Origin of the sequence: Pseudomonas sp. WHRI 8519 (assembly GCF_040224055.2) — a bacterium.
GTDB lineage: Bacteria > Pseudomonadota > Gammaproteobacteria > Pseudomonadales > Pseudomonadaceae > Aquipseudomonas > Aquipseudomonas putida_X.
The window spans coordinates 356365-379980 of sequence record NZ_CP167996.1 but is presented as its reverse complement, the minus strand read 5'-3'; the positions used below and the strand labels follow the sequence as shown (position 1 = coordinate 379980).

25 protein-coding genes and 1 pseudogene are annotated in these 23616 nt (G+C 65.8%); 23 read left to right on the top strand and 3 right to left on the bottom strand.

Going from position 1 to position 23616, the window contains the following annotated elements; all coding sequences use genetic code 11:
• Positions 1 to 43: 43 nt before the first annotated feature.
• Both selO and trxC read left to right on the top strand, forming a co-directional pair.
• Positions 44 to 1504, top strand: coding sequence for a protein adenylyltransferase SelO (selO, locus tag ABRP30_RS01825; protein ID WP_267820395.1), 1461 nt, complete (start codon positions 44 to 46; stop codon positions 1502 to 1504).
• Positions 1505 to 1715: 211 nt separating this feature from the next.
• A pseudogene (gene trxC, locus ABRP30_RS01820) lies at positions 1716 to 2148 on the top strand (thioredoxin TrxC).
• Here trxC and ABRP30_RS01815 read toward each other — a convergent pair.
• Positions 2145 to 2918, bottom strand: coding sequence for a ParA family protein (locus ABRP30_RS01815; protein ID WP_349975947.1), 774 nt, complete (start codon positions 2916 to 2918; stop codon positions 2145 to 2147). The pseudogene trxC and the gene ABRP30_RS01815 overlap by 4 nt on opposite strands.
• A 312-nt stretch (positions 2919 to 3230) precedes the next feature.
• Here ABRP30_RS01815 and ABRP30_RS01810 point away from each other — a divergent pair, with 312 nt between their 5' ends.
• The 20 genes from ABRP30_RS01810 to ABRP30_RS01715 all read left to right on the top strand — a co-directional run bounded on the left by ABRP30_RS01810 (position 3231) and on the right by ABRP30_RS01715 (position 20718).
• Positions 3231 to 3947, top strand: coding sequence for a beta-ketoacyl synthase chain length factor (locus ABRP30_RS01810; protein WP_267820392.1), 717 nt, complete (start codon positions 3231 to 3233; stop codon positions 3945 to 3947).
• Positions 3923 to 4741 carry a 1-acyl-sn-glycerol-3-phosphate acyltransferase gene (locus tag ABRP30_RS01805; protein WP_267820390.1) on the top strand — a complete coding sequence of 273 codons (819 nt, stop codon included), beginning with the start codon at positions 3923 to 3925 and terminating at the stop codon, positions 4739 to 4741. Before ABRP30_RS01810 ends, ABRP30_RS01805 begins: the two co-directional genes overlap by 25 nt.
• Positions 4710 to 4982, top strand: a complete 273-nt coding sequence (locus ABRP30_RS01800; protein WP_241805147.1) for a phosphopantetheine-binding protein — start codon at positions 4710 to 4712, stop codon at positions 4980 to 4982. Before ABRP30_RS01805 ends, ABRP30_RS01800 begins: the two co-directional genes overlap by 32 nt.
• Before the next feature lie 9 nt (positions 4983 to 4991).
• Entirely contained in the window at positions 4992 to 5246 is a 255-nt protein-coding gene (locus ABRP30_RS01795) for an acyl carrier protein (RefSeq protein WP_267820387.1), read from the top strand.
• Positions 5243 to 5788, top strand: coding sequence for a hypothetical protein (locus ABRP30_RS01790; protein ID WP_241805145.1), 546 nt, complete (start codon positions 5243 to 5245; stop codon positions 5786 to 5788). The genes ABRP30_RS01795 and ABRP30_RS01790 overlap by 4 nt, the downstream gene beginning before the upstream one ends.
• Positions 5785 to 7464, top strand: coding sequence for an AMP-binding protein (locus tag ABRP30_RS01785; protein ID WP_267820385.1), 1680 nt, complete (start codon positions 5785 to 5787; stop codon positions 7462 to 7464). Before ABRP30_RS01790 ends, ABRP30_RS01785 begins: the two co-directional genes overlap by 4 nt.
• Entirely contained in the window at positions 7457 to 8191 is a 735-nt protein-coding gene (locus tag ABRP30_RS01780; protein WP_241805143.1) for a glycosyltransferase family 2 protein, read from the top strand. The genes ABRP30_RS01785 and ABRP30_RS01780 overlap by 8 nt, the downstream gene beginning before the upstream one ends.
• On the top strand, positions 8188 to 9126 hold the full coding sequence (locus ABRP30_RS01775) for a glycosyl transferase (protein WP_267820383.1): 939 nt from the start codon (positions 8188 to 8190) through the stop codon (positions 9124 to 9126). The genes ABRP30_RS01780 and ABRP30_RS01775 overlap by 4 nt, the downstream gene beginning before the upstream one ends.
• Positions 9107 to 10651, top strand: coding sequence for a histidine ammonia-lyase (hutH, locus tag ABRP30_RS01770; protein ID WP_267820381.1), 1545 nt, complete (start codon positions 9107 to 9109; stop codon positions 10649 to 10651). Before ABRP30_RS01775 ends, hutH begins: the two co-directional genes overlap by 20 nt.
• On the top strand, positions 10644 to 11069 hold the full coding sequence (locus tag ABRP30_RS01765; protein ID WP_267820379.1) for a thioesterase family protein: 426 nt from the start codon (positions 10644 to 10646) through the stop codon (positions 11067 to 11069). The genes hutH and ABRP30_RS01765 overlap by 8 nt, the downstream gene beginning before the upstream one ends.
• Before the next feature lie 104 nt (positions 11070 to 11173).
• Positions 11174 to 11740 (top strand): outer membrane lipoprotein carrier protein LolA, encoded by a 567-nt coding sequence (locus tag ABRP30_RS01760; protein ID WP_267824163.1) that lies wholly within the window; start codon positions 11174 to 11176, stop codon positions 11738 to 11740.
• The gene (locus tag ABRP30_RS01755) at positions 11724 to 14051 is read left to right on the top strand and encodes an MMPL family transporter (RefSeq protein ID WP_267820377.1); all 2328 of its coding nucleotides are present in this window, start codon (positions 11724 to 11726) and stop codon (positions 14049 to 14051) included. Before ABRP30_RS01760 ends, ABRP30_RS01755 begins: the two co-directional genes overlap by 17 nt.
• 123 nt (positions 14052 to 14174) lie before the next feature.
• Positions 14175 to 15422 (top strand): NAD(P)/FAD-dependent oxidoreductase, encoded by a 1248-nt coding sequence (locus tag ABRP30_RS01750; RefSeq protein ID WP_267820375.1) that lies wholly within the window; start codon positions 14175 to 14177, stop codon positions 15420 to 15422.
• Positions 15419 to 16150, top strand: a complete 732-nt coding sequence (locus tag ABRP30_RS01745; RefSeq protein ID WP_241805133.1) for a class I SAM-dependent methyltransferase — start codon at positions 15419 to 15421, stop codon at positions 16148 to 16150. Before ABRP30_RS01750 ends, ABRP30_RS01745 begins: the two co-directional genes overlap by 4 nt.
• Complete coding sequence (locus tag ABRP30_RS01740; RefSeq protein WP_241805131.1) at positions 16147 to 16632, top strand: hypothetical protein; 486 nt, start codon at positions 16147 to 16149, stop codon at positions 16630 to 16632. Before ABRP30_RS01745 ends, ABRP30_RS01740 begins: the two co-directional genes overlap by 4 nt.
• On the top strand, positions 16629 to 17822 hold the full coding sequence (locus ABRP30_RS01735) for a beta-ketoacyl-[acyl-carrier-protein] synthase family protein (RefSeq protein ID WP_267820373.1): 1194 nt from the start codon (positions 16629 to 16631) through the stop codon (positions 17820 to 17822). The genes ABRP30_RS01740 and ABRP30_RS01735 overlap by 4 nt, the downstream gene beginning before the upstream one ends.
• Positions 17819 to 18289, top strand: a complete 471-nt coding sequence (locus ABRP30_RS01730; RefSeq protein ID WP_267820371.1) for a hotdog family protein — start codon at positions 17819 to 17821, stop codon at positions 18287 to 18289. Before ABRP30_RS01735 ends, ABRP30_RS01730 begins: the two co-directional genes overlap by 4 nt.
• Positions 18282 to 19010 (top strand): 3-oxoacyl-ACP reductase FabG, encoded by a 729-nt coding sequence (gene fabG, locus ABRP30_RS01725; protein WP_241805127.1) that lies wholly within the window; start codon positions 18282 to 18284, stop codon positions 19008 to 19010. The genes ABRP30_RS01730 and fabG overlap by 8 nt, the downstream gene beginning before the upstream one ends.
• On the top strand, positions 19010 to 20236 hold the full coding sequence (locus tag ABRP30_RS01720; RefSeq protein ID WP_349975946.1) for a beta-ketoacyl-ACP synthase: 1227 nt from the start codon (positions 19010 to 19012) through the stop codon (positions 20234 to 20236). Before fabG ends, ABRP30_RS01720 begins: the two co-directional genes overlap by 1 nt.
• 35 nt (positions 20237 to 20271) lie before the next feature.
• Entirely contained in the window at positions 20272 to 20718 is a 447-nt protein-coding gene (locus ABRP30_RS01715) for an excinuclease (protein WP_241805125.1), read from the top strand.
• A gap of 235 nt (positions 20719 to 20953) precedes the next feature.
• On the opposite strand, the gene ABRP30_RS01710 is transcribed toward ABRP30_RS01715, so the two are convergent.
• Entirely contained in the window at positions 20954 to 21847 is an 894-nt protein-coding gene (locus ABRP30_RS01710) for a LysR family transcriptional regulator (RefSeq protein ID WP_241805123.1), read from the bottom strand.
• A gap of 195 nt (positions 21848 to 22042) precedes the next feature.
• Between ABRP30_RS01710 and ABRP30_RS01705 the strand changes: the two genes are divergently transcribed.
• Positions 22043 to 23200 (top strand): MFS transporter, encoded by a 1158-nt coding sequence (locus ABRP30_RS01705; RefSeq protein WP_267824161.1) that lies wholly within the window; start codon positions 22043 to 22045, stop codon positions 23198 to 23200.
• A gap of 53 nt (positions 23201 to 23253) precedes the next feature.
• Here the strand turns inward: ABRP30_RS01705 and ABRP30_RS01700 are convergent, their stop codons facing one another.
• Positions 23254 to 23601: a YgiW/YdeI family stress tolerance OB fold protein gene (locus tag ABRP30_RS01700; protein WP_241805120.1), complete on the bottom strand. Its 348-nt coding sequence runs from the start codon at positions 23599 to 23601 to the stop codon at positions 23254 to 23256.
• Positions 23602 to 23616 lie beyond the last annotated feature (15 nt).

Genomic DNA, 23616 nt, shown 5'->3' with positions numbered 1-23616 from the left:
CGGCTCGAATGCTTTATTCTGTGCTGAACCCTAGGAGCAGCCCGTGAAAGCCCTCGACCAACTCACCTTCGACAACCGCTTCGCCCGCCTGGGCGATGCGTTTTCCACCCAGGTCCTGCCCGAGCCCATCGCAGAGCCGCGCCTGGTCGTGGCAAGCGAGTCGGCCATGGGCTTGCTCGACCTCGACCCGGCCCAGGCCGACCTGCCGGTGTTCGCCGAGCTGTTCAGCGGCCATAAACTCTGGGAAGAGGCCGACCCACGGGCGATGGTCTATTCAGGCCATCAATTCGGCTCGTACAACCCGCGCCTGGGTGATGGCCGCGGGCTGCTACTGGCCGAAGTGCTCAACGAGGCGGGCGAGCACTGGGACCTGCACCTCAAGGGTGCCGGCCAGACCCCTTACTCGCGCATGGGCGATGGCCGGGCGGTGCTGCGTTCGTCGATTCGCGAGTTTCTCGCCTCCGAAGCCCTGCACGCCCTGGGCATCCCCAGCAGCCGCGCGCTGTGCGTGATCGGTTCCAGTACCCCGGTATGGCGTGAAACCCGCGAGAGCGCCGCCATGCTCACACGGCTGGCACAGAGCCACGTGCGCTTTGGCCATTTCGAGTACTTCTACTACACCAAGCAGCCTGAGCAACAGCGGGTGTTGATCGACCACGTACTGACGCAGCATTACCCCGAATGCCGCGAGGCCGAGCAACCGTACCTGGCCATGTTCCGCACCATCGTCGAGCGCAACGCCGAGCTGATTGCACGCTGGCAGGCCTATGGCTTCTGCCATGGGGTGATGAACACCGACAACATGTCGATCCTGGGCATCACCTTCGATTTCGGCCCCTTCGCCTTCCTCGACGACTTCGACGCCAACTTCATCTGCAACCATTCCGATGATCGCGGCCGCTACAGCTACGCCAACCAGGTGCCGATCGCCCACTGGAACCTCAGCGCGCTGGCCCAGGCCCTGACCACGGTGATTGAGGTCGAGCCCCTCAAGCAAGCGCTGGCGTTGTTCCTGCCGCTGTACCAGGCGCACTACCTGGACCTGATGCGCCGGCGCCTGGGCCTGACCACGGCTGAGGACGAGGACATGGCGCTGGTCGAGCGCCTGCTGCAGCGCATGCAGAGCGGGGGAGTGGACTACAACCTGTTCTTCCGCAGGCTGGGCGAGCAGCCGGTGGCCGAGGCACTCAAGGACGTACGCGACGACTTCATCGACCTGGCAGGCTTCGATGCCTGGGGCGCAGCCTATCTGGCCCGTTGTGAGCGTGAAGCCGGTAATGGCGATGGGCGCCGCGAGCGCATGCACGCGGTGAACCCGCTGTACGTGCTGCGCAACTACCTGGCGCAAAAAGCCATCGAAGCCGCCGAGGCCGGTGACTACAGTGAAGTGCGGCGGCTGCATCAGGTGCTGAGCACGCCGTTCGAGGAACAAGCCGGAATGCAGGCCTACGCCGAACGGCCGCCAGCGTGGGGCAAACTCCTGGAAATCAGCTGCTCCTCCTGATGGCTGGCCGCAGTCCCCCATCGCCAGCAAGCCGGCAGTCCAACGACTGTCGCCGCTCCCGTGGGAGCCGGCTTGCCGGCGATCACCGGCGAAGCCGGTGCCATGCACCGCTGAGCCTGCAAGCCAGTTGCTTCACAGCCCCCTGGCCTCAGGTCCTGGGCGAAACCGGTGGCCGGCGACAGGGCCTGACCAAACACCACAAGGAAACCACATGTCCGACTCGTTGCTAATCCCCTGCCCCCACTGCGACGGCCTCAACCGCCTGCCTGCCACCCGCCTGGGCGATGCGCCTAAATGCGGCCGCTGCAAACAGCAGGTGCTGTTGGGCCAGTCGTTCGAACTCAACGAACGCAACTACGCCAGCCAGATCAAAGGCGACCTGCCGCTGCTGATCGACGTCTGGGCCGACTGGTGCGGCCCCTGCAAGTCCTTCGCCCCCACCTTCGAACAGGCCGCCCGCCAACTCGAGGGGCGCTGCCGCCTGGCCAAGCTCGACAGCGAAGCCAACCGTACCTGCTGGCCAGTTGGGTATCCGTTCGATTCCCAGCCTGATCCTGTTCAAGAACGGCCGCGAAGTCAGCCGCCAGGCGGGCGCGTTTCCACTGCAGTCGCTGCTGGAGTGGCTACGCAGCCAAGGGATTTAAGCGTTTTCTTCGAGCAGCGAGTGCAGCTCGACAAACTGTTGGGTCAGCTTGTGCCGTGGCTCCAGGTGAATCAGCGGTAAGCTGGCGTGGTGCGACTCGCGCATCTTCACCGAACTGCTCAGGTATATCGGCAATACCGGCAGCCCTTCGGCCAGCAGTTCGTCGAGCATTTGCTGGGGCAGGCTGGCGCGGGACTGGAACTGGTTGACGACAATGCCTTCGACCACCAGCTCTTCGTTATGGTCATCCTTCAACTCTTCGATCTCAGCCAGCAGCCCGTACAGCGCCTGGCGCGAAAAACTGTCGCAGACGAAGGGGATCAGCACGCGATCTGCCGCAATCAGCGCAGATACCGCATAGAAGTTGAGTGCAGGCGGGGTATCGATGTAGATCCGCTCGTAATCCTCGTCGAGCTCGTCGAGCAACTTACGCAGCTTGTTGATCTTGTGCTTGGCCTCGAGCTTGGGCTGCAAATCGGCCAGCTCCGCGGTGGCGGTGACCACATGCAGGTTGTCGAACGGGGTTTCGTAGATATCGACCTTGTTCTTCTTGCTGAACGGCCCGCTGGAGAGGCTTTGCTTGAAGAAGTCGGCGATACCCATGGGGATGTCTTCGCCGGTGAGGCCGGTCAGGTACTGAGTCGAGTTGGCCTGGGCATCCAGGTCGATCAGCAGGGTCCGATAGCCGTCGCTGGCGCTGACCGCAGCCAGGTTGCAAGCGATGCTCGACTTGCCCACGCCACCTTTCTGATTGAACACCACGCGCCGCATGAGAGACCTCCGTGTATCAACGAATGCCCGAGTATGTGGCGCTCGCTCGGCGTTGACCAGCATTCTTCATTCAAGTTGTGCACCTCCCGACCGACAACCTTGCCCTGACCGATTGTCGGAAACCGCGTACATGGCGATCAGCGTATGTCATGTCCAGACGAAGGCAATGTCTGATTGAACCACTATGCATTGATACATGACCCCGGCACCGGGATAATGCGCGCCACTCGATGAATGCGCCAACCCTGGCAGGTCGTTACGCCGAGTCATTCCCTCGGCATGGAAGTCCCTCAGGGCGGGAAACAAAGCACCGTGATCACCTTCGACATCAGCCAATGGCGCGCGTGGGCCCCTGGCCTCTCGACACACGCCGACTGGCAATTATGGGCAAATGGCCATCAGCCGCCACGCAGCGATGCGCAGGCGCCTGACGTGAGCTTCCTGCCCGCCATGCAACGCCGTCGCCTCAGCCACCTGGCGCGCATGGCCTTTGCCGTGGGTTGGCCATTGGCCGAGGGCCACGAGCAGTTGCCACTGGTGTTCGTATCGCGCCACGGTGAAACGCCCCGCACCTTTTCGATTCTCAGCGAGCTGGCCGCACGCCAGCCGCTGTCGCCCACCCAGTTCAGCCTGTCGGTGCACAACGCGGTCATCGGCCTGTGGTCGATCCTGCGCGGCTCGACCAGCGAAATGACCGCCCTGGCGGCCGCGGGCGACGGCTTCGAGCAAGGCGTGCTGGAGGCGGCGGCACTGCTGGCAGAGGGTGCACCCGCCGTGCTGTTGATCGTCACCGAGGAACTGCCCCCCGAGGCCTACAGCCCTTGGATCGACGACGTGCCCTTCGCCTACGCCCTGGGCCTGCTGCTGACCCCTGGCCAGCAATGGCAACTCGCGCCCGGGCAGGCGTTGGCAACACCTCCCGTGGAATTGCCTCACGGCCTCAGCTGGCTCAAAGCCATGCTGACTGGCTGCACTTCCTTCACTCACACCTGGAATCGTCGTACATGGAACTGGCAACGACAGCCGTGAGCCGGCCACGCGACGCTTACTATTGGCGTCTGCTGGCCACCGCCGCGAGCTTCTTTCTGTTCGGCCTGGGCGGTTTGTGCCTGCGCCTGCTGGTCTTTCCGCTGCTGGCCTGCCTGCCAGGCGGTGCCGAACGCCATCGCCGGCGCGCGCGGCGCACCATCAGTTGGCTGTTCTGGCGTTTCGTGCGGTTCATGCACGCCACCGGCGTGCTGACTTACCAGATCGACGGCGCCGAGCGCCTCGGCCGTCCGGGGCAGATGATCATCGCCAACCACCCGTCGCTGATCGACGTGGTGTTCCTCATTGGCCTGGTGCGTCAGGCCAACTGCGTGGTCAAGCAGAGCCTGTTCGACAACCCATTCACCCGCGGTCCGGTCAGCGAAGCCCAGTACATCGGCAACGACGGCAGCCTGGACATGCTCGACACCGCCGTGGAGTCGCTGCGCCAGGGCCAGCCACTGGTGATCTTCCCCGAAGGCACGCGCACCTCCCCCGGCCAGGCGCCGGCCTTTCATCGTGGCGCCGCCGCAATCGCCCTGCGCGGTGCGAAGATCATCACCCCGGTGACCATCCAGGTCAGCCCCACCACGCTGACCAAGAATGAACCCTGGTACCGCATTCCCAGCCGCCGCGTGCACTTTACCCTCAAGGTCGGCGCCGATATCGATCCTCAGGCCTTCGCCGCCCTGGGCCCCGCCCCCAAGGCATCGCGGCTGCTCAACGACCATCTGCACCACTACTTCATCAAGGAGCTCGCCGCCAATGAGCGTGCCACAGCAAGACCTGAACCGTGACCTCAAACAGCTGATCATCGACGCCCTGGGCCTGGAAGACATCAGCGTTCAGGACATCGACGATGAACAACCCCTGTTCGGCGAAGGCCTGGGCCTGGACTCGGTAGACGCACTGGAACTCGGCCTGGCGATCCAGAAGCGCTACGGCTTCAAGATCGACGCCGATGCCAAGGACACCCGCAACCACTTCAGCAACGTCGCCACGCTGGCGGCATTCGTCACCGCCCGTCAGGCCGCCTGAGAACGTACCATGCAAACCCGCGAAGACATCTTCAACATCCTGCGCGACGCTCTGGTCGAACTGTTCGAACTGGAGCCGGCCAGCATCTCTCTGCAATCCAACCTGTACCAGGACCTGGAAATCGACAGCATCGACGCCGTCGACCTGATCGACCACATCAAGCGCCAGACCGGCAAGAAGATCGCCGCTGACGATTTCAAGTCGGTACGTACCGTCAATGACGTGGTCGAGGCCGTGTTCCGCCTGGTAAACCCGGCGGCATGAAACGCCTGATCGGCCTCGGTCTGCTGTTGGCCGGCCTGCTGTATCCGTTTGCCGTGCATTTCGGCATGGCCCATTTCGCCCCCTGGCAATTCGGCCTGCTGCTTGGCGCCCTCTGGCTGGCCCGCGCCCTGAGCGCGCCGCGCCGCCCGGGCAGCCTGTGGATGGCGCTGGCGGCGCTGGCATTCTGTGGCGTGCTGGGGCTGTCCGACAGCCAGCAACTGCTGCGCTGGTACCCGGTGCTGATCAGCGCCTTCATGCTCGCCCTGTTCGGCAGCACCCTGCTGCACGGCATGCCCATGGCCGAGCGCCTGGCGCGCCTGCGTGACCCTGAACTGCCACCCCGGGCCGTGCGCTACACGCGCCGGGTGACCGAGGCGTGGAGCCTGTTCTTTCTGTGCAACGGCCTGATCGCCGCCAGCCTCACGCTGTGGGCGCCACTGCGCTGGTGGACCCTGTACAACGGCGTGATCGCCTATGCCGCGATGGGCCTGCTGTTCGCCATCGAATGGCTGATAAGACAACGTGTGCGAGGACGCTCATGAACTGGATCAACCTCGAACACCTGCTGCGCCCGCTGGAAGCGCCGCGCCAGGTGACCCAGGCGCCGGCCCTGGACCACGCCGCACTGTGCCGGCAGGCCCTGCAGTTGGCCGGTGGCCTGCGCCAGCGTGGGGTCAAACGCCTGGCAGTGCATCTGGAAGACGCAGCGCAACTGGCGGCCGCACTGCTGGGCGCCTGGCGTGCCGGGGTCGAGGTGCTGCTGCCCGCCGACCTGCAACCGGCAACCCGCGAGCGCTGGAATGCCCAGGTCGACTTGTGGCTCAGCGATCAGCCAGGCGATGCCACGCTGGAGGCCTTGCTGGGCAACGCCCTGGAACCTGCCGACCTGGATCTGGCGCAGTGCCGGATCAGCCTCTGCACCTCCGGCTCCAGCGGCGAGCCCAAGCGCATCGACAAGCAGCTGCGCCAACTGGCCAACGAAGTGACCGCCCTGGAACGACTCTGGGGCAGCACCTTGGGCGATGCGTGGATCATCGGCAGCGTCGCCACCCAGCACATCTATGGGCTGCTGTTCCGCGTGCTCTGGCCCCTGTGCGCCGGGCGTGGCTTCGAGCGCCGCCCGCTACCCTTCCCCGAAGACCTGCAACGTGCCAGCCGCGAACACCCGGCGTTTGCCTGGGTGGCCAGCCCGGCGCTCCTCAAGCGCATGGGCGACAACCTCGACTGGCCGGCCCTGCGCCCGGTGCGCCAGGTGTTTTCGTCCGGCGGCGAACTGCCGGCGGAGGCTGGCGAGCGCCTGCACCAGCGCCTGGGCCAGTGGCCGGCGGAAATCCTCGGCAGCTCGGAAACCGGCGGCATCGCCTGGCGCCAGGGCGAAGAGCTGTGGAGCCCGTTCGCCGATGTGCAACTGAGCCAGGATGAGCAAGGAGCCTTGCGCATCGCCTCCAGCTACTTGCCGGCCGGCCATGTCGAGCAGAGCGCCGATGCCGTCGAGTTCGTCGAAGGCGGGCGCTTCCGCCTGCTCGGGCGCCTGGACCGTATCGTCAAGCTAGAAGAAAAGCGTATCTCCCTGCCGATGCTCGAACAGGCCCTGTGCAGCCACCCGTGGGTCGCCGAAGCGCGCCTGGGCATGATCGAGGAAGGCCGCGCCTTCCTTGGCGCGCTGCTGGTGCCAAGCCCGGCCGGCCTGCACACATTGCGCAACCTTGGCCGTCGGGCGCTGGTCGACGGCCTGCGCACGCACCTGGCCAGCCACTGCGAAGCGCTGGCCCTGCCACGCCGTTGGCGGTTGCTGCGCCGCCTGCCGCTGAACAGCCAGGGCAAGCTGCCCCAGGCCAACTTGCAGGCCCTGCTGCTGGCCCAGCGCAGCCTGGCGCCCGAGGTGCTGGAACAGCGCCGCGAGGGCGACGAACTGCACCTGCGCCTGGCCGTGCCGCTGGACCTGGCGTGTTTCCCCGGGCACTTCCCGCAGACCCCGGTATTGCCGGGCGTGGTCCAGATCGACTGGGCCATCGACCTTGGCGGCGAACTGCTCGATTGCGAGCGGCGCTTCAGCGGCATGGAAGTGCTCAAGTTCCAGCAGTTGGTGCGCCCAGGCGATGAACTGGCGCTGACCCTGCGCTGGGACAGCGCGCGCGGCAAGCTGTACTTCACCTTCACCTGCGCTGGGTTGCCCTGCTCCAGTGGCCGTATTCTGCTGGAGGCCGTCTGTGCATAAGCCCTGTGCGGTGATCCCGGTGTACAACCACGAGCAGGCAGTGCCGGCCGTGGTCGCCGACCTGCTGCGCGCAGGCCTTCCCTGCGTGCTGGTAGATGACGCCAGCTACGCGCCCTGCGCCCAGGTGCTGGGGCGCCTGGCTGGCCAGCCTGACGTGCACCTGGTGACCCTGGCGGTCAACCAGGGCAAGGGCGGCGCAGTCATGGCCGGCCTGCGCGAAGCCGCACGGCTCGGTTTCAGCCATGCCCTGCAAGTGGACGCCGACGGTCAGCACGATCTCGCCGATGTCGGCCGCTTCGTCGAGCAGTCGCAAGCTTATCCACAGGCGCTGGTGTGCGGTTATCCACAGTACGATGCCAGCGTGCCCAAGGGCCGCCTGTACGCCCGCTACCTGACCCACGTGTGGGTGTGGATCAACAGCCTGTCGCTGCAGATACCTGACTCCATGTGCGGCTTTCGGGTATACCCGCTGCCGGCGACCCTGGCGATGATCGACAGCGTCAAGTTGGGCAAACGCATGGATTTCGACCCGGAGATTCTGGTGCGCCTGGCCTGGCGCAACCAGCCCATGAAGTGGCTGCCGACCCGCGTGCACTACCCACAGGACGGTCTCTCGCACTTTCGCCTGTTCCACGACAATGCGCTGATCTCGAAGATGCACGCCAAGCTGTTCTTCGGCATGTTGCTGCGCGCACCGCTGATACTCTGGCGCAGGTGGCGCGCATGAGCGAACAGCCACAACACTGGGCCGAGCACCAGGAACGGGGCAGCTTCTGGTTGATGAAGCTGACCGCGACCCTGGTGCGCCTGCTCGGGCGCCGCGTACTCAGCCCGCTGATCCACCTCATCGTCGCCTACTTCTTCCTGTTTGGCCGCCGCGCCCGGCGCAGCGCCCGCCAGTACCAACAGCGGCTGCATCAATGGAACGCCGGGCAAACCGCTGCGCCCAACCATTGGCAGGTGTTTCGCCAGTTCATGGCGTTTGCCGAGGCACTGTTGGACAAGCTCGATGTGTGGAACGGCAAGCTGCGCATCGAGGACATCGAGATCCACGACCCCGCCAACCTGCGCCAGCAACTGCGCGGTGCACGCGGGCAGATGCTGGTCGGTGCGCATTTGGGCAACCTCGAAGTGTGCCGGGCCCTGGCCGAGATTGGCGAACAGGTGACCATGAACGTGCTGGTGCACACCCGCCATGCCGAGCGCTTCAACCGCCTGCTCGGCGAGGCGGGTGCCACCAACCTGCGGCTGATTCAGGTCAGCGAGCTGGACCCGGCGGTGATGCTGCAGCTGTCCGAGCGACTGGAGCGCGGCGAGTGGCTGGCGATCGCCGGCGACCGCGTGCCCTTGCACGGCGCACGCACCGTCGAGGTGGATTTTCTCGGCCACCCGGCGGCCTTCCCGCAAGGCCCCTGGCTACTCGCCGGCATGCTCGAATGCCCGCTCAACCTGCTGTTCTGCCTCAAGCACCAGGGCCGCTACCACATCACCCTCGAACCCTTCGCCGAACGCCTGCAATGGCGGCGCGGCCAGCGTGACCAAGTGATCGCCGAGTGGGCCACGCGCTATGCCGCACGCCTGGGGCACTACTGCGTCCAGGCGCCATTGCAGTGGTTCAATTTCTACCCTTTCTGGAAGACCGATGACGATGCATCCGCATGAGCCTGTCACCTTCGGCGAATCGCCGCTGGCAATCGAAGATGTCCTGGCCCTGGCCGAGCACCGCGCGCAGGTAGCGCTGCAGAACGACGCTGCCTACCGTGAACGCATCGCCCGCGGTGCGCGCTTTCTCGACACCCTGCTCGACAAGGAAGGGGTGATCTACGGCGTCACCACCGGCTACGGCGACTCCTGCGTGGTGGCCGTGCCGCTGGAACACGTGGAGGCCCTGCCACAGCATCTGTACACGTTCCATGGCTGCGGGCTGGGCAAGCTGCTCGACGCCCCCGCCACCCGCGCGGTGCTGGCCGCCCGCCTGCGTTCGCTGAGCCACGGCGTTTCCGGTGTTCGCCTGGAACTGCTCGAGCGCCTGCGCGACTTTCTCGCCCACGACATCCTGCCGCTGATCCCCGAGGAAGGCTCGGTGGGCGCCAGCGGGGACCTGACACCCTTGTCGTACGTGGCAGCGACCCTGTCCGGCGAGCGTGAGGTGATGTACCAGGGCCAGCGCCGCAGCAGTGCCGATGTGCACCGCGAGCTGGGCTGGCAACCGCTGGTACTGCGCCCCAAGGAAGCCTTGGCGCTGATGAACGGCACCGCGGTCATGACCGGCCTGGCCTGCCTGGCCTATGCCCGTGCCGATTACTTGCTGCAGTTGGCCACGCGCATCACCGCGCTCAATGTGATCGGCCTGCAGGGCAACCCGGAGCACTTCGACGAACGCCTGTTCGCCGCCAAGCCGCACCCCGGCCAGACCCAGGTCGCCGCCTGGCTGCGCCAGGACCTGGCCATCGACGCGCCGCTGCCACCACTGCACCGCCTGCAGGACCGCTACTCGCTGCGCTGCGCCCCGCATGTGCTCGGCGTGCTGGCCGACAGCCTGGGGTGGTTGCGCGGGTTCATCGAAACCGAACTGAACAGCGCCAACGACAACCCGATCATCGATGGCGACGCTGAGCGTGTGCTGCACGGCGGGCACTTCTATGGCGGGCATATCGCGTTTGCCATGGACAGCCTGAAAACCCTGGTGGCCAACGTCGCCGACCTGCTCGACCGCCAGCTGGCGCTGCTGGTGGACGTGCGCTACAACCACGGCCTGCCGAGCAACCTTTCCGGCGCCGACGCCGAGCGAGCGATGATCAACCACGGTTTCAAGGCCGTGCAGATCGGCGCCAGCGCCTGGACTGCAGAGGCCCTGAAGCAGACCATGCCGGCCAGCGTGTTCTCGCGCTCCACCGAGTGCCACAACCAGGACAAAGTGAGCATGGGCACCATCGCCGCACGCGATGCCCTGCGGGTGCTGGAGCTGACCGAACAGGTTGCCGCCGCCTCGCTGCTGGCCGCCAACCAAGGTGTCTGGCTGCGCAGCCGCCAGGCCGACGCACGGCCACTGCCGCCAGCCCTGGCGCACATGCACGAAGCACTGCTGGCGGACTTCGCTCCAGTCATCGAAGACCGCGCCCTGGAAAGCGACCTGCGCCACTGTCTGCAGCGTATCGCCCAGCGCCACTGGAGGTTGCATGCGTAACCCCGGGGTCTTCCATGTCGACAGCGAGATCGTCGTTCCCTTCTTCGACGTCGATATCATGCACATCGTCTGGCACGGCCATTACGTGAAGTACCTGGAGGTGGCCCGCTGCGCCCTGCTCGACCGCCTGGCCCACAACTACCTGCAGATGCAGGCCAGCGGCTACGCGTGGCCGGTGATCGACCTGCAACTGCGCTACATCCGCGGCGCCACCTTCGGCCAGCGCCTTACCGTGCGCGCCAGCCTGGTGGAGTGGGAAAACCGCCTGAAGATCCACTACCTGATCAGCGACGCCATGACCGGCGAACGCATGACCCGGGCCAGCACCGTGCAGGTCGCGGTGCATATCGACAGCGGCGAGATGCAGTTGGCCTCGCCGCAGGTGATGCTCGACGCCGTGCAGCAGGTGCTGGCATGAAACACAGCCTGTACCGGTCATTCTCGGCACTGCGCCCTGGCTCGAACTCGGGCAGATCAGCGCGATCACAAGCCCGCTCCCGCAAGATCCTCGCTGCAATCGTGATGTCGCTCATCAGCCCTCTGGCCTTCGCCTTCGGCCTCGACGACCTGCAAAAGCAACTGAGCGCGCCGGCGGTGATCAAGGGTTCGTTCATCCAGGAAAAGCATCTGCGTGCCCTGCCCCAGCCCTTGTTGAGCAAGGGCCGCTTCGTGCTGGCCCGCGACCTTGGCCTGCTGTGGCTGCTGCAAACGCCACTGCGCCAGGATTACCGCATCGACGCCCAAGGCATTGCCCGGCGCGACCCGAGTGGCTGGCAAACCCTGCCCAGCCGCAGCGCCGGGGCCGAGCAGAACCGCCTGTTCTTCGCTGTGCTGCAAGGCGACAGCAGCGGCCTGCAACGGGACTTCGAGTTGAGCCTGAGCGGCGAGGCCGAGCAGTGGCAATTGCGCCTGACGCCCCGTTCGTTGCTGCTCAAGCAGGTCTTCACCCACATCGACATCAGCGGGGGGCGCTATGTCGAGCGCATCGTGCTGAGCGAAACCCAGGGTGACAGCACCGTGCTGCGCATGCCCGACAGCAGTGGCAGCGCTGCCCTGAGCGACGCGGAGCGCCGTGATTTTGCCAACTGAACGCCTGTTGCCGCGCCTGTTCGTCTGCCTGCTGCTGGCCATGCTGGCGATTGCCGCTTGGCAGTGGCATCGCGGCGCGCCGCTGTCCGCCGACCTGATGACCCTGGTGCCCGGGGCCACCGAGGACCCACTGGTCAAGCACGCCGAACAACGCATGCAGGAGCCGCTCAACCGCGAGCTGCTGGTGCTGGTCGGCCATGCCGACCGCCAGCAGGCGCTGGCCATGGCGCAGAAACTGGCCGGGCAATGGCAGGCCAGCGGCCTGTTCGAAAAGGTCCAGTGGAGCCTGCAGACCGACCTGCAGGCGGTGCGTGAACAACTGCTGCAAGGCCGCCTGGCGATGCTGGCGGCCGAGGACCGGAAACAGCTGGTCGAGCACCCGGACGCCTTTATCGAGCAACGCGTGCAAAGCCTGTTCGACCCCTTCACCGGTTTCAGCCTGGTGCCCAACCAGGACGACTGGCTGGGCCTTACCGGGCGTATCCAGAACAGCCAGCCGAAGCCGGCCAATGTCGAACTGGATACCACCAGCGGCGCACTGGTCGCCCAGGCCAACGGCCAGGCCTGGGTGCTGCTGCGCGCGCGCACCGTGGGCAACGCCTTCGACCTGCACCTGCCCTTGCAGGTAGCCGAACTGCTCAGGCAGAGCCGCGCCCAGGCCGGCCAGGCCGGTGCCCACCTGCTGGCAGCCAGCGGCCTGCTGCACGCCGCTGCCGGCCAGCAACAGGCCAGCCGGGAAATCACCTGGGTCGGGGGTGGCGCCACACTGGGCATCCTGTTGCTGTTGCTGCTGACCTTCCGCCGTTGGCGTGCGTGGCTGGCGTTCGTCCCGGTACTGGTGGGCATGCTGTTCGGCTCGGTGGTGTGCGTAGCGCTGTTCGGCCAGATGCACGTAATGACCCTGGTACTCGGTTCCAGCCTGATCGGCGTGGCGGTCGACTACCCGCTGCACTACCTGTCCAAGGGCTGGAGCCTCAAGCCCTGGCGCAGCTGGCCAGCTATGCGCCTGACCTTGCCGGGCATGAGCCTGAGCCTGGCCACCAGTTGCATCGGCTACCTGGCCCTGGCCTTCACGCCGTTCCCGGCACTGACCCAGATCGCCGCGTTCTCGGCAGCCGGCCTGGTCGGCGCCTACCTGAGCGCGGTGTGCCTGCTGCCGGCGCTGCTGGCCACGGTCGACCTGCAACCGGCGCAATGGCCGCTGCGCATCGCCGAAACCCTCACCACCTGGCGTGAGCAATTGCTGCGCAAGGTGCCCAGCGGCGCCTTGCTGGCTCTGGCGCTGTCGTTCTGCGCCGCTGGCCTGTGGCAGCTGCAAACCCACAACGACATCCGCCAGTGGGTTGGCACCCCGCCGCCACTGATGGAAGAAGCCCAGGCGGTGGCGCGCATCACCGGCTACCAGCCCACCAGCCAGTTCTACCTGGTACGCGGGGCCGATCAACAACAACTGCTGGGCCGCCTCGAGGCGCTGTCCGGCAAGCTTCAAGAGCTGGTCGAGCTGGGCAAGCTCAAGGGTTTCATGAGCCTCAGCCAGTTGGTTGCCAGCCCGGCCGCTCAAGGCCAGGTACGCCAGGCACTGGCCGTACTGCCGCAACACTGGCAGCCACTGCTGGCCCTGGGCGTTCCGCAGGCCGCGCTGGCCGCGCAGGCTGATCAGCTGCGCCAACTGCCGGACCAGGCCATCGAGCACGTCCTGGCCGGCCCGCTCGGCGAAGCCTGGCGGCCGTTGTGGCTGGGCCAGCAAGACAGCGGGGTAGCCGCCATCGTCAGCCTGCAAGGCTTGAGCGACACCACGCGGCTGCACCTGCAGACCGATGGCCTCGATGGCGTACAACTGATCGACCGCCTCGGTGAACTGAACCAGCTGTTCGCCGCTACCCAGGTCAGTGCGGCGGAGCTCAAGTTGCTGTCCTGCGCGCTGATCCTGCTGCTGCTGGTGCCGCCGTTCGGCTTGCGTGGTTCACTGCGTATCGTCGCCCTGCCGCTCTTGGCGGCGCTGTGCAGCCTGGCCAGCCTCGGCTGGCTCGGGCAACCGCTGACCCTGTTCAGCCTGTTCGGCCTGCTGCTGGTGACCGCCATCAGCGTCGACTACGCGATCCTCATGCACGAGCGCATCGGCGGCGCGGCGGTTAGCCTGCTCGGCACCTTGCTGGCGGCGCTGACCACCTGGCTGTCGTTCGGCCTGCTGGCGCTGTCGAGCACACCGGCAGTGAGCAGTTTCGGCCTGGCCGTGAGCCTGGGCCTGGCGTTCAGTTTCCTCCTGGCCCCCTGGGCGGCCCCCCGTGATGGAGCGCAACCGCACCCATGACCCCGCTCTCGCTCTGGGCCATGGCCCTGTGTCTGTTCGCCCTGTGGGTGCTCGGCCTGCGCCGTGTCGCCGCACTGGCCCAACACATCCTTTCGAATTCCGTTTCCATGGCAAGGAGCCCTCATGCCGAACATTGAACTGCAACAACGCCAGGTGCTGGTGATCGGTGCCGGCCCGTCCGGCGCCATCGCCGCCGCGCTGCTCAAGCGCCAGGGCCACGACGTGCTGGTGATCGAACGCCAGCGTTTCCCACGTTTCTCCATCGGCGAAAGCCTGCTGTCCCACTGCCTCGACTTCGTCGAGGAAGCGGGCATGCTCGATGCCCTGCAAGCAGCCGGCTTCCAGCACAAGAACGGCGCAGCCTTCGCCTGGGGCGAGGAATACACCGCCTTCGATTTCGGCCAGACCTTCAGCCAAGGCAAGCCGAGCACCTTTCAGGTGCAGCGCGGGCGCTTCGACAAGCTGCTGGCCGACCAGGCCGAGGCTCAGGGCGTCGAAATCCGCTACGAGCACGAGATCGTCAGCGCCGACATGAGCGGTGAACGGCCGCAGGTGCGCGCCCGTCGCCCGGATGGCAGCGAATACGACGTGCAGGCGCAGTTCGTGCTCGACGCCAGCGGCTATGGCCGCGTACTGCCGCGCCTGCTCGACCTCGAGGCACCGTCGAACTTCCCTGTGCGCCAGGCAGTGTTCACCCACATCGAGGACCGCATCGACCACCCAGGCTTCGACCGCGACAAGATCCTCATCACCACTCACCCCCAGCACCGCGACATCTGGTTCTGGACCATCCCCTTCAGCGATGGCCGCACGTCGCTGGGCGTGGTCGCCGCCGCCGAGCGCTTCGCCGCCGCGCCCAAGGACCTGGATGCCTGCCTCAAGCACTTCGTGGCGCAGACCCCAAGCTTGGCCAAGGTCTTGGCCAACGCGGTGTGGGACACCCCAGCGCGCACCATCGGTGGCTACTCGGCCAACGTCAAGGCCCTGCACGGCAAGGGCTACGCCTTGCTCGGCAACGCCGCCGAATTCCTCGACCCGGTGTTCTCCTCGGGCGTGACCATCGCCATGCGTTCGGCGAGCATGGCCGCCGGCCTGCTGCACCGCCAACTGCAAGGCGAGGCGGTGGACTGGCAGGGCGAGTTCGCCGAACCGCTCAAGCGTGGCGTCGATACCTTCCGCGTGTACGTGGAAGGCTGGTACGACGGCAGCTTCCAGGACGTCATCTACCACCCCGGCAGCTCGCCGGAGATCCGCGCCATGATCAGCTCGATCCTCGCCGGCTACGCCTGGGACGCCCGCAACCCCTTCGTCGCCGAGCCGAGGCGGCGCCTGCGCACGCTGGCCGAGCTGTGCGCGAGAGCCCCTGCATGAACCAGCGCCCGTTCCTCAGCGACACCTACGTCGAAGAAACCCGAATCGGTTTCCGCTTCCTTGCCAGCCACGTCTGGCAGCACCATGTGCTGCGCGTGGCGATCAATGACCTGCGCCAACTGTTCGACGGTGAGCCGCCGCAGGCGCCGGTGCTGCTCGACGCCGGCTGCGGCCAGGGCAAGTCGTTCAAGCACCTGCAACAGGTGTTCGCCCCGGCAAAGCTGATGGGCACCGATGCCGACCCGCACAGCCTTGAGCTGAGCGCCGCCGAGGCCCGCCGCCTGGGCCTTGAGGTGGAGCTGCGCGGCAGCGACTGCGCCCGCCTGCAGTACCCGGATGCCAGCGTCGATATCCTGTTCTGCCACCAGACCTTCCACCATCTGGTGGAGCAGGAAAAGGCCCTGGCCGAGTTCTACCGGGTGCTCAAGCCTGGCGGCTACCTGCTGTTCGCCGAGTCCACCGAAGCCTACATCGATACCTGGGTGATCCGCTGGTTCTTCCGCCACCCCATGCACGTGCAAAAGAGCGCCGAGGGGTACTTGCAGATGCTGCGCCAGCAAGGCTTCCAGTTCGGCCCGCGCAACGTCTCGTATCCCTACCTGTGGTGGAGTCGCGCCACGGACTTCGGCCTGCTCGAACGCCTGGGCCTGCGCACGCCACCTGCGGTCGGCCAGCGCGAAGAGACGCTGGTCAACGTGGTGGCGCGCAAGCCCCTGGAGCAGCCATGAAGCACCTGCTGGCCCTGGCCCTGTGCCTGCTGCTCGGCGCCTGCGCCGCACGCCCGCCGCTGCCGGCGCACATGCCTGCGCTGCAACTGCCGCAGCAGCTGCATGTCGAACGTGAACAGGCTGGCCAGCGCCAGGACTGGCTGCTGGTGATCCAGGGCGAGCACGGCTACCTGCGCTGGTCGCTGCTCGACCTGCTGGGCATTCCCCAGGCGCGTCAGCTGCTCGATGGCCAGCAGTGGCATGCCGATGGCCTGCTGCCGCCGAACCCGGCCGCGCGCGAGCTGTTCGCCGCCGTGCTGTTTGCCCTGACCCCGGCCGAGCAACTGCCGCAGCTTTACCCGCAGGCGCGCCAGCAGAATGAGCGGCGCTGGCTGGGCGATCGCTGGCAGGTCCGCTATCGCGCCGCCGACGCTTTCGACTTGAACCTCGGTGATGGCCTGCGTTATTCAGTCGACCCTCTGCCCCGCGAGGACACCCCATGACCGCCTACCTCAATGCCCTCGGCCTGGTCTGCGCCCTTGGCCAAGGGCAGGCCGAAGTGGCCGCGCGCCTGTTCGCCGGCGACTGCTCCGGCATGCAGCCGGCAGCGGGCTGGATCCCCGAGCGCCAGCCACCGGTCGGGGCGGTCATCGGCGCCCTGCCCGCCGTGCCGCTGCCCGAGCAGCACAGCCGCAACAACCAGTTGCTGTACACCGCAGCCCTGCAGATCGAGCCGGCCATCCGCCAGGCCATCGCCCGGTATGGCGCGCACCGCGTCGCGGTGATCCTTGGCACCAGCACCTCTGGCATCGCCGAAGCCAGCGCAGGCTTTTCGCAGTACCTGCAAAGCGGGCAGTTCCCTGCCAATTACCGCTACGCCGAGCAAGAGCTGAGCGCACCGGCCAACTTCCTCGCCGACTGGTTGCAGCTGAGCGGCCCGGCCTACGTGATTTCCACCGCCTGCACCTCCAGTGGCCGTGCCCTGCTCAGCGCCCGGCGCCTGCTCGACCTGGGCCTGTGCGACGCGGTGCTGTGCGGCGGCGTCGACAGCCTGTGCGGCCTGACCCTCAATGGCTTCAGCGCCCTGGAGGCGATCAGCGAGCAGCGCTGCAACCCGTTCTCGGTCAACCGCAACGGCATCAACATCGGCGAGGCCGCGGCATTGTTCCTGATGACCCGCGAGGGCAACGCCGCAGGCAGTCACATCGCATTGCTGGGTGCCGGGGCCAGCTCCGACGCCCACCACATCTCTGCCCCCGACCCGACCGGCACTGGCGCCTTGCAGTGCATGGGCAAAGCACTGGACAATGCCGGCCTTGCACCCGCGCAGATCGATTACCTGAACTTGCACGGCACCGCCACGGCGCATAACGACGCCATGGAAAGCCTGGCCGTGCATACGCTGTTCGGCGCCACGCTGCCCTGCTCGTCGAGCAAACCGATGACCGGCCACACGCTTGGCGCCGCCGGCGCGCTGGAAGCGGCGTTCTGCTGGTTGAGCCTGAGCGGGCACAACCCCGAGGGGTTGCTGCCGCCGCATGTATGGGACCGCCAACAGGACCCGGCACTGCCGGCCCTGACCTTGGTCGACGGCAGCCAGCGCATGGGCACACAACGCCCACGCCGTTTGATGAGCAACTCGTTCGCCTTCGGCGGCAACAACGTCAGCCTGATTCTCGGAGACACCCCATGATCCCCTGGCCACTGGCCGAGCTGCTGCCCCACGCCGGCGACATGATTCTGATCGACCAGGTCGACAGCTGCGACGACGAGCAGATCCACACCCGCGCTACCGTGCGCCCCGGCGGCCTGTTCAACCGCGCCGATGGCAGCCTGCCGGCCTGGCTCGGCGTCGAGCTGATGGCCCAGAGCGTGGCGGCCTATGCCGGTTGCCGGGCGCGGCGCAAGGGTCAGCCGGTGGAACTGGGCTTTCTGCTCGGCACGCGCAAGTTCGAATGTGATGTCGAGCACTTCCCGGCCGGCGCCGAACTGCACATCCACGCCCTGCGTTCGCTCGAAGACGAGAACGGCATGGGCGTGTTCGAATGCCACCTGCGCGGCCCCGGTATCCATGCCAGTGCCCGCCTGAACGTCTACCGCCCGCCCCAAGCGGCCAGCTACCTGGCCGAAGCACGCCCAGAGGAACCTTCCCATGACTGATACCATTCTGGTCACCGGCTCGAGCCGGGGCATCGGCCGCGCCATCGCCCTGCGCCTGGCCCGGGCCGGCTACGACCTGGTGCTGCACTGCCGCAGCGGCCTGGCCGAGGCCCATGCAGTGGCCGAGGAAATCCGCGCGCTGGGCCAGCAGGTACGGGTGCTGCAGTTCGACATCAGCGATCGCGCTGCCTGCCGGGCCATTCTCGAAAGCGACGTGGAACGCTTCGGTGCCTACTACGGCGTGGTCTGCAACGCCGGCCTGACCCGCGACGGCGCCTTCCCGGCGCTCACAGACGAAGACTGGGACCAGGTGTTGCGCACCAACCTCGACGGCTTCTACAACGTCCTGCAGCCACTGACCATGCCGATGATCCGCCGCCGCGCGCCGGGGCGCATCGTCTGTATCACCTCGGTGTCGGGGCTGATCGGCAACCGAGGCCAAGTCAACTACAGCGCCTCCAAAGCGGGCCTGATCGGCGCCGCCAAGGCCCTGGCAATAGAACTGGGCAAACGACGCATCACCGTCAATTGCGTGGCCCCCGGGCTGATCGACACGGCCATGCTCGACGAACACGTGCCGGTGGACGAGCTGCTGAAGATGATCCCCGCCGGGCGCATGGGCACACCGGACGAGGTGGCCGGCGCGGTGAATTTCCTGATGTCGCCCGAGGCGGCGTACATCACCCGCCAGGTCCTGGCGGTGAACGGGGGGCTATGCTGATGCGCCGCGTCGTCGTCACCGGCATGGCCGGGATCACCGCCCTGGGCAGCGACTGGGCGAGCATCAGCGGGCATTTCGCCAACCAGCGCAGCGGCATCCGCCGCATGGACGAATGGGACCGTTTCGAGGAGTTGAACACACGCCTGGCGGGCCCCATCGATGATTTCAAGGTGCCAAGCCACTGGACCCGCAAACAACTGCGCAGCATGGGCCGGGTTTCGCGCCTCGCAGTGGCTGCCGCCGAGCGTGCCCTGGAGGATGCCGGGCTGCTCGGCGACCCGAGCATCCGCGATGGGCGCATGGGCGTGGCCTGCGGTTCGTCCACCGGCAGCACCAACGAAATCAAGGCGTTCGGCAACATGCTGCTGAACTCGGTGGCTGATGGCCTGAACGCCAACTCCTATGTGCGCATGATGCCGCACACCACCGCCGCCAACATCAGCATCTTCTTCGGCCTCACTGGGCGCCTGATCCCCACCTCCAGCGCCTGCACCAGCGGCAGTCAGGGCATTGGCTACGCCTACGAGGCGATCAAGTTCGGCCGCCTGCCGCTGATGCTCGCGGGCGGCGCCGAGGAGCTGTGCCCGACCGAGGCGATGGTGTTCGACGCGCTGTACGCCACCAGCCTGAAGAACGACACACCCCACCTGAGCCCGCGCCCCTACGACAGCGGCCGCGACGGCCTGGTGATCGGCGAGGGCGGCGGCATGCTGGTGCTGGAGGAACTGGAACATGCCCTGGCCCGTGGGGCGAAGATCCACGCCGAAATCGTCGGTTTCGGCAGCAATGCCGACGGCCAGCACACCACCCGCCCTGAGCAGCTGACCATGCGCCGCGCGATGGAGCTGGCGTTGGAGGACGCAAACTTGCCGCCCGAGGCCATCGGCTACGTCAACGGCCACGGCACCGCTACAGAGCAGGGCGATATCGCCGAGACGCTGGCCACCAGCAGCCTGTTCGGCCCGCGTATGCCGATCAGCTCGCAAAAGAGTTTCCTCGGCCACACCCTCGGTGCCTGCGGTGCATTGGAGTCCTGGTTCAGCATCGAGATGCTCAACAGCGACCGCTACGTACACACGCTCAACCTCGATAATGTCGACCCGCGCTGCGGTGAACTGGACTACCTGCGCGGCGAGTTCCGCGCCATGAACCATCAATATGTGATGAACAACAACTTCGCCTTCGGCGGGGTCAACACCTCGTTGATCTTCCGTCGCTGGCACTGACGCAACCCAACCCCACTGAAACCAAGGAAGACCCGATGCGCCTGAAAACCTGGACCGCTGCCACCGCCCTGCTGCTCTGCGCCCTGCCGGGCGTCAGCCAGGCCCGTGACACCGCCCTGTACCTACCCTTCGAGAAAGTTGTGCAGCAGATGCTCAACGAGAAGAAGCTCGATGGCTCGGTGAAGTTCTACCTGGCTGGCGTACAGCCACGCGGCAAGGTCAATGTGATCAGCGCCAACGCGGTCACCAACAAGAAGACCAATGCCTTCAACAAAAGCGACGAAGCGGCCTGCGAATGGGCGTTGCAATCGGCCCTGCTGACCCTGCAGGACGCCGCGCGCAAGGTGAACGCCAACGCGGTGACCAATATCGCCAGCTACTACAAGAAGAACGAGCGCAAGGATGCTGCGACCTACGAGTGCCATGCTGGCGCGGTGATCGCGGGTGTGGCGCTCAAGGGTGACCTGGCGCGCGTGAACTGATCTGTTCTGCAAACCTGAAAAAATGTGTGAGCCGGCTTGCCGGCGATGGGCCGCAAAGCGGCCCTGAATCGCTAAAAGACCGGCATCAGCCTTCAGGTTTGGCACTTTTAGCAGTGCCATCTCCAGGTCAATTCCAGTGAGTCAGCTCCATTAGGGCTGCTATGCAGCCCATCGCTGGCAAGCCAGCTCTCGCCGGTGCGCGCAGGCCAGTCCAATCGTGCCCGCTTTTGCCCGCCTAGCCGTATACCTGCCCGGTCACCAACTCGGCAAACGCTCTGGCCATCGCCGACCCGCCTCGTTCGCGCTGCACCAGCCACACCGCTGACGTCGCCTCTTCATCCAGCAAGGTGCGGTACACCACGCCCTCGATGCGCATGCGTTGGAATGACGCCGGCAGGACCGAAACCCCCAAACCCGCCGACACCAGCCCAATGATGGTCATGGCCTCCCCCGCTTCTTGAGCAAAATGCGGATTGAACCCCGCCTGCCGCGCCAGGCTGAGCAACTGGGCGTGCAAACCACTGCCGTAACTGCGCGGGAAGAACACGAACGGTTCGTGGGCCAGCGCCGCCATGTGCACACCGTGCTCGGTCCCTTCGGCCAGCGCATGCGAGGCATTGATCACCGCCACCAATGGTTCGCGAAACAACTCCGTGGCCACCAGCCCTTCCGGCAAGGGCATGGGCCGCATCAGCCCGACCTCGATGGACTCATCGAACACCCCCTCGGCGACATCGCGGCTGCTCATTTCCTTGAGGTTCAGGTGCACTGCCGGGAAACGCTGGCGGAAGGCATGAATAGCCTTGGGAATTTTCGAGGTGAAGGGGGCAGACGACGTAAAGCCGATCTTCATTTCGCCCAGTTCACCCAACTGCGCACGGCGCGCGACATCAGCCGCCTTCTCAACCTGCGCGAGTACCTGACGCGCTTCCTCGAGGAACAGCCGGCCGGCCTCACTCAGCTCGACCCGACGATTGGTACGTTCGAACAGGCGCGCGCCCAACTCCTGTTCCAAGGCCTGGATCTGTTGGCTCAGGGGTGGCTGAGAAATGCCTAATTGCTGGGCCGCCCGCCCAAAGTGCAGCTCTTCGGCAACTGCAATGAAGTAACGCAGGTGGCGCAGTTCCATGGGCCCTCCAGAACAAGTCGTCAAACATCTTAAATAGGTCGAACAATATATTGGATCTAATCATTAGGCAGCTATATGATTTTTTCATTGCATCTGAGGTACCCACCCGTGAAGACTGCTGTAGCCCCCCTTCCTGCTGAGCCCGAGCCTGCCCCGCTGAACGACATCTGGATCGAGAAAGGCACCCCTGCCTTCATGAAGACCGTACTGGCCCTGTTCAGCGGTGGCTTCGCGACCTTCGCCCTGCTGTATTGCGTGCAGCCGATGATGCCGCTGCTGTCGCAGGAGTTTTCGATCAATGCCGCGCAGAGCAGCCTGGTACTGTCGGTGTCGACCGGCATGCTGGCGTTCGGCCTGCTGATCACCGGGCCGATTTCCGACCGCATCGGGCGCAAGCCGGTGATGGTGTTTGCCCTGCTCTGCGCCGCGTTATCGACCATCGTCAGCGCGGTGATGCCGACCTGGGAAGGCGTACTCGCCACGCGGGCGCTGGTCGGCCTGTCGCTGAGCGGCCTGGCAGCTGTGGCGATGACCTACCTGAGCGAAGAAATCCACCCCCAGCACATCGGCCTGGCCATGGGCTTGTATATCGGTGGCAACGCCATCGGCGGCATGAGCGGTCGCCTGATCACCGGCGTGCTGATCGACTTCGTCAGCTGGCACACGGCAATGCTGACCATCGGTGGCCTGGCCCTGATCGCAGCGCTGGTGTTCTGGAAGGTGCTACCCGAATCGCGCAATTTCAGGGCGCAGACGCTGAAACCGCGCAGCCTGCTGGACGGCTTCGCCATGCACTTCAAGGACGCGGGCCTGCCCTGGTTGTTCCTCGAAGCGTTCCTGCTGATGGGCGCGTTCGTCACCCTGTTCAACTACATCGGCTATCGGCTGCTGGCCGAGCCCTATCACATGAACCAAGCGCTGGTCGGCCTGCTATCGGTGGTTTACCTGTCGGGTATCTACAGCTCGGCGCAAGTGGGGGCGCTGGCAGATAAACTGGGACGCCGGCGGGTGTTCTGGGCGAGCATTCTGGTCATGGCGGGCGGGCTGTTGCTGACATTGGCCAGCCCCTTGGTGATGATTATCGTGGGGATGCTGATCTTTACCTTCGGCTTTTTCGGAGCGCATTCGGTGGCCAGCAGCTGGATCGGCCGGCGAGCGCTGAAGGCCAAGGGCCAGGCTTCTTCGTTGTACCTGTTCTGCTATTACGCGGGGTCGAGTGTGGCGGGCACCGCAGGTGGGGTGTTCTGGCATCAGTGGGGCTGGAGTGGTATCGGGCTGTTCATCGGCAGCCTGCTGACGGTGGCGTTGCTGGTGGCATTGCACCTCAGCAAGCTGGCGCCCAAGGCTGCCTGAACAGGGTTGCGCTGCAGCCCAATCGCCGGTTTGCCGACGATTGGGCCCTCAGGTCAGTTCACGATCTCGACGATGTCCACATCCACTTCACGGCTCATCAGGTGCTTTTCCACCTCACCGGTCAGCTTGACCTTGGTCTTGTCGTTGAACGGCGTCGGCGGCAGGTCTTCATCGTCGATCTCGACGGAGATGGTGCCGGTGTTGTCCTTGAATTCGTACTTGTCGTCATTGTTGACCTTCTTGGTGACATACCCCTGCAGCACTACGGGGGTGTCATCGGCTGCGTCATTGGCCGCGGCGACGGTAGTCACCGCCTGAGCGCCTGGGCCGGTGTAACCGGCGGCCAAGGCAGCGGTACTGAACAAGGGGGCGAGAATCAGAGCGAAGTAGCGAGCTTTCATGAGGTTCGGGTCCTG

Excerpts from the sequence above, each read along its gene's own strand:
- ABRP30_RS01815 (WP_349975947.1), bottom strand. The coding sequence starts at position 2,918 with ATGCGGCGCGTGGTGTTCAATCAGAAAGGTGGCGTGGGCAAGTCGAGC.
- ABRP30_RS01805 (WP_267820390.1), top strand. The coding sequence starts at position 3,923 with ATGGAACTGGCAACGACAGCCGTGAGCCGGCCACGCGACGCTTACTAT.
- ABRP30_RS01800 (WP_241805147.1), top strand. The coding sequence starts at position 4,710 with ATGAGCGTGCCACAGCAAGACCTGAACCGTGACCTCAAACAGCTGATC.
- ABRP30_RS01795 (WP_267820387.1), top strand. The coding sequence starts at position 4,992 with ATGCAAACCCGCGAAGACATCTTCAACATCCTGCGCGACGCTCTGGTC.
- ABRP30_RS01790 (WP_241805145.1), top strand. The coding sequence starts at position 5,243 with ATGAAACGCCTGATCGGCCTCGGTCTGCTGTTGGCCGGCCTGCTGTAT.
- ABRP30_RS01785 (WP_267820385.1), top strand. The coding sequence starts at position 5,785 with ATGAACTGGATCAACCTCGAACACCTGCTGCGCCCGCTGGAAGCGCCG.
- ABRP30_RS01775 (WP_267820383.1), top strand. The coding sequence starts at position 8,188 with ATGAGCGAACAGCCACAACACTGGGCCGAGCACCAGGAACGGGGCAGC.
- hutH (WP_267820381.1), top strand. The coding sequence starts at position 9,107 with ATGACGATGCATCCGCATGAGCCTGTCACCTTCGGCGAATCGCCGCTG.
- ABRP30_RS01765 (WP_267820379.1), top strand. The coding sequence starts at position 10,644 with ATGCGTAACCCCGGGGTCTTCCATGTCGACAGCGAGATCGTCGTTCCC.
- ABRP30_RS01760 (WP_267824163.1), top strand. The coding sequence starts at position 11,174 with ATGTCGCTCATCAGCCCTCTGGCCTTCGCCTTCGGCCTCGACGACCTG.
- ABRP30_RS01750 (WP_267820375.1), top strand. The coding sequence starts at position 14,175 with ATGCCGAACATTGAACTGCAACAACGCCAGGTGCTGGTGATCGGTGCC.
- ABRP30_RS01745 (WP_241805133.1), top strand. The coding sequence starts at position 15,419 with ATGAACCAGCGCCCGTTCCTCAGCGACACCTACGTCGAAGAAACCCGA.
- ABRP30_RS01740 (WP_241805131.1), top strand. The coding sequence starts at position 16,147 with ATGAAGCACCTGCTGGCCCTGGCCCTGTGCCTGCTGCTCGGCGCCTGC.
- ABRP30_RS01735 (WP_267820373.1), top strand. The coding sequence starts at position 16,629 with ATGACCGCCTACCTCAATGCCCTCGGCCTGGTCTGCGCCCTTGGCCAA.
- ABRP30_RS01730 (WP_267820371.1), top strand. The coding sequence starts at position 17,819 with ATGATCCCCTGGCCACTGGCCGAGCTGCTGCCCCACGCCGGCGACATG.
- fabG (WP_241805127.1), top strand. The coding sequence starts at position 18,282 with ATGACTGATACCATTCTGGTCACCGGCTCGAGCCGGGGCATCGGCCGC.
- ABRP30_RS01720 (WP_349975946.1), top strand. The coding sequence starts at position 19,010 with ATGCGCCGCGTCGTCGTCACCGGCATGGCCGGGATCACCGCCCTGGGC.
- ABRP30_RS01715 (WP_241805125.1), top strand. The coding sequence starts at position 20,272 with ATGCGCCTGAAAACCTGGACCGCTGCCACCGCCCTGCTGCTCTGCGCC.
- ABRP30_RS01710 (WP_241805123.1), bottom strand. The coding sequence starts at position 21,847 with ATGGAACTGCGCCACCTGCGTTACTTCATTGCAGTTGCCGAAGAGCTG.
- ABRP30_RS01705 (WP_267824161.1), top strand. The coding sequence starts at position 22,043 with ATGAAGACCGTACTGGCCCTGTTCAGCGGTGGCTTCGCGACCTTCGCC.
- ABRP30_RS01700 (WP_241805120.1), bottom strand. The coding sequence starts at position 23,601 with ATGAAAGCTCGCTACTTCGCTCTGATTCTCGCCCCCTTGTTCAGTACC.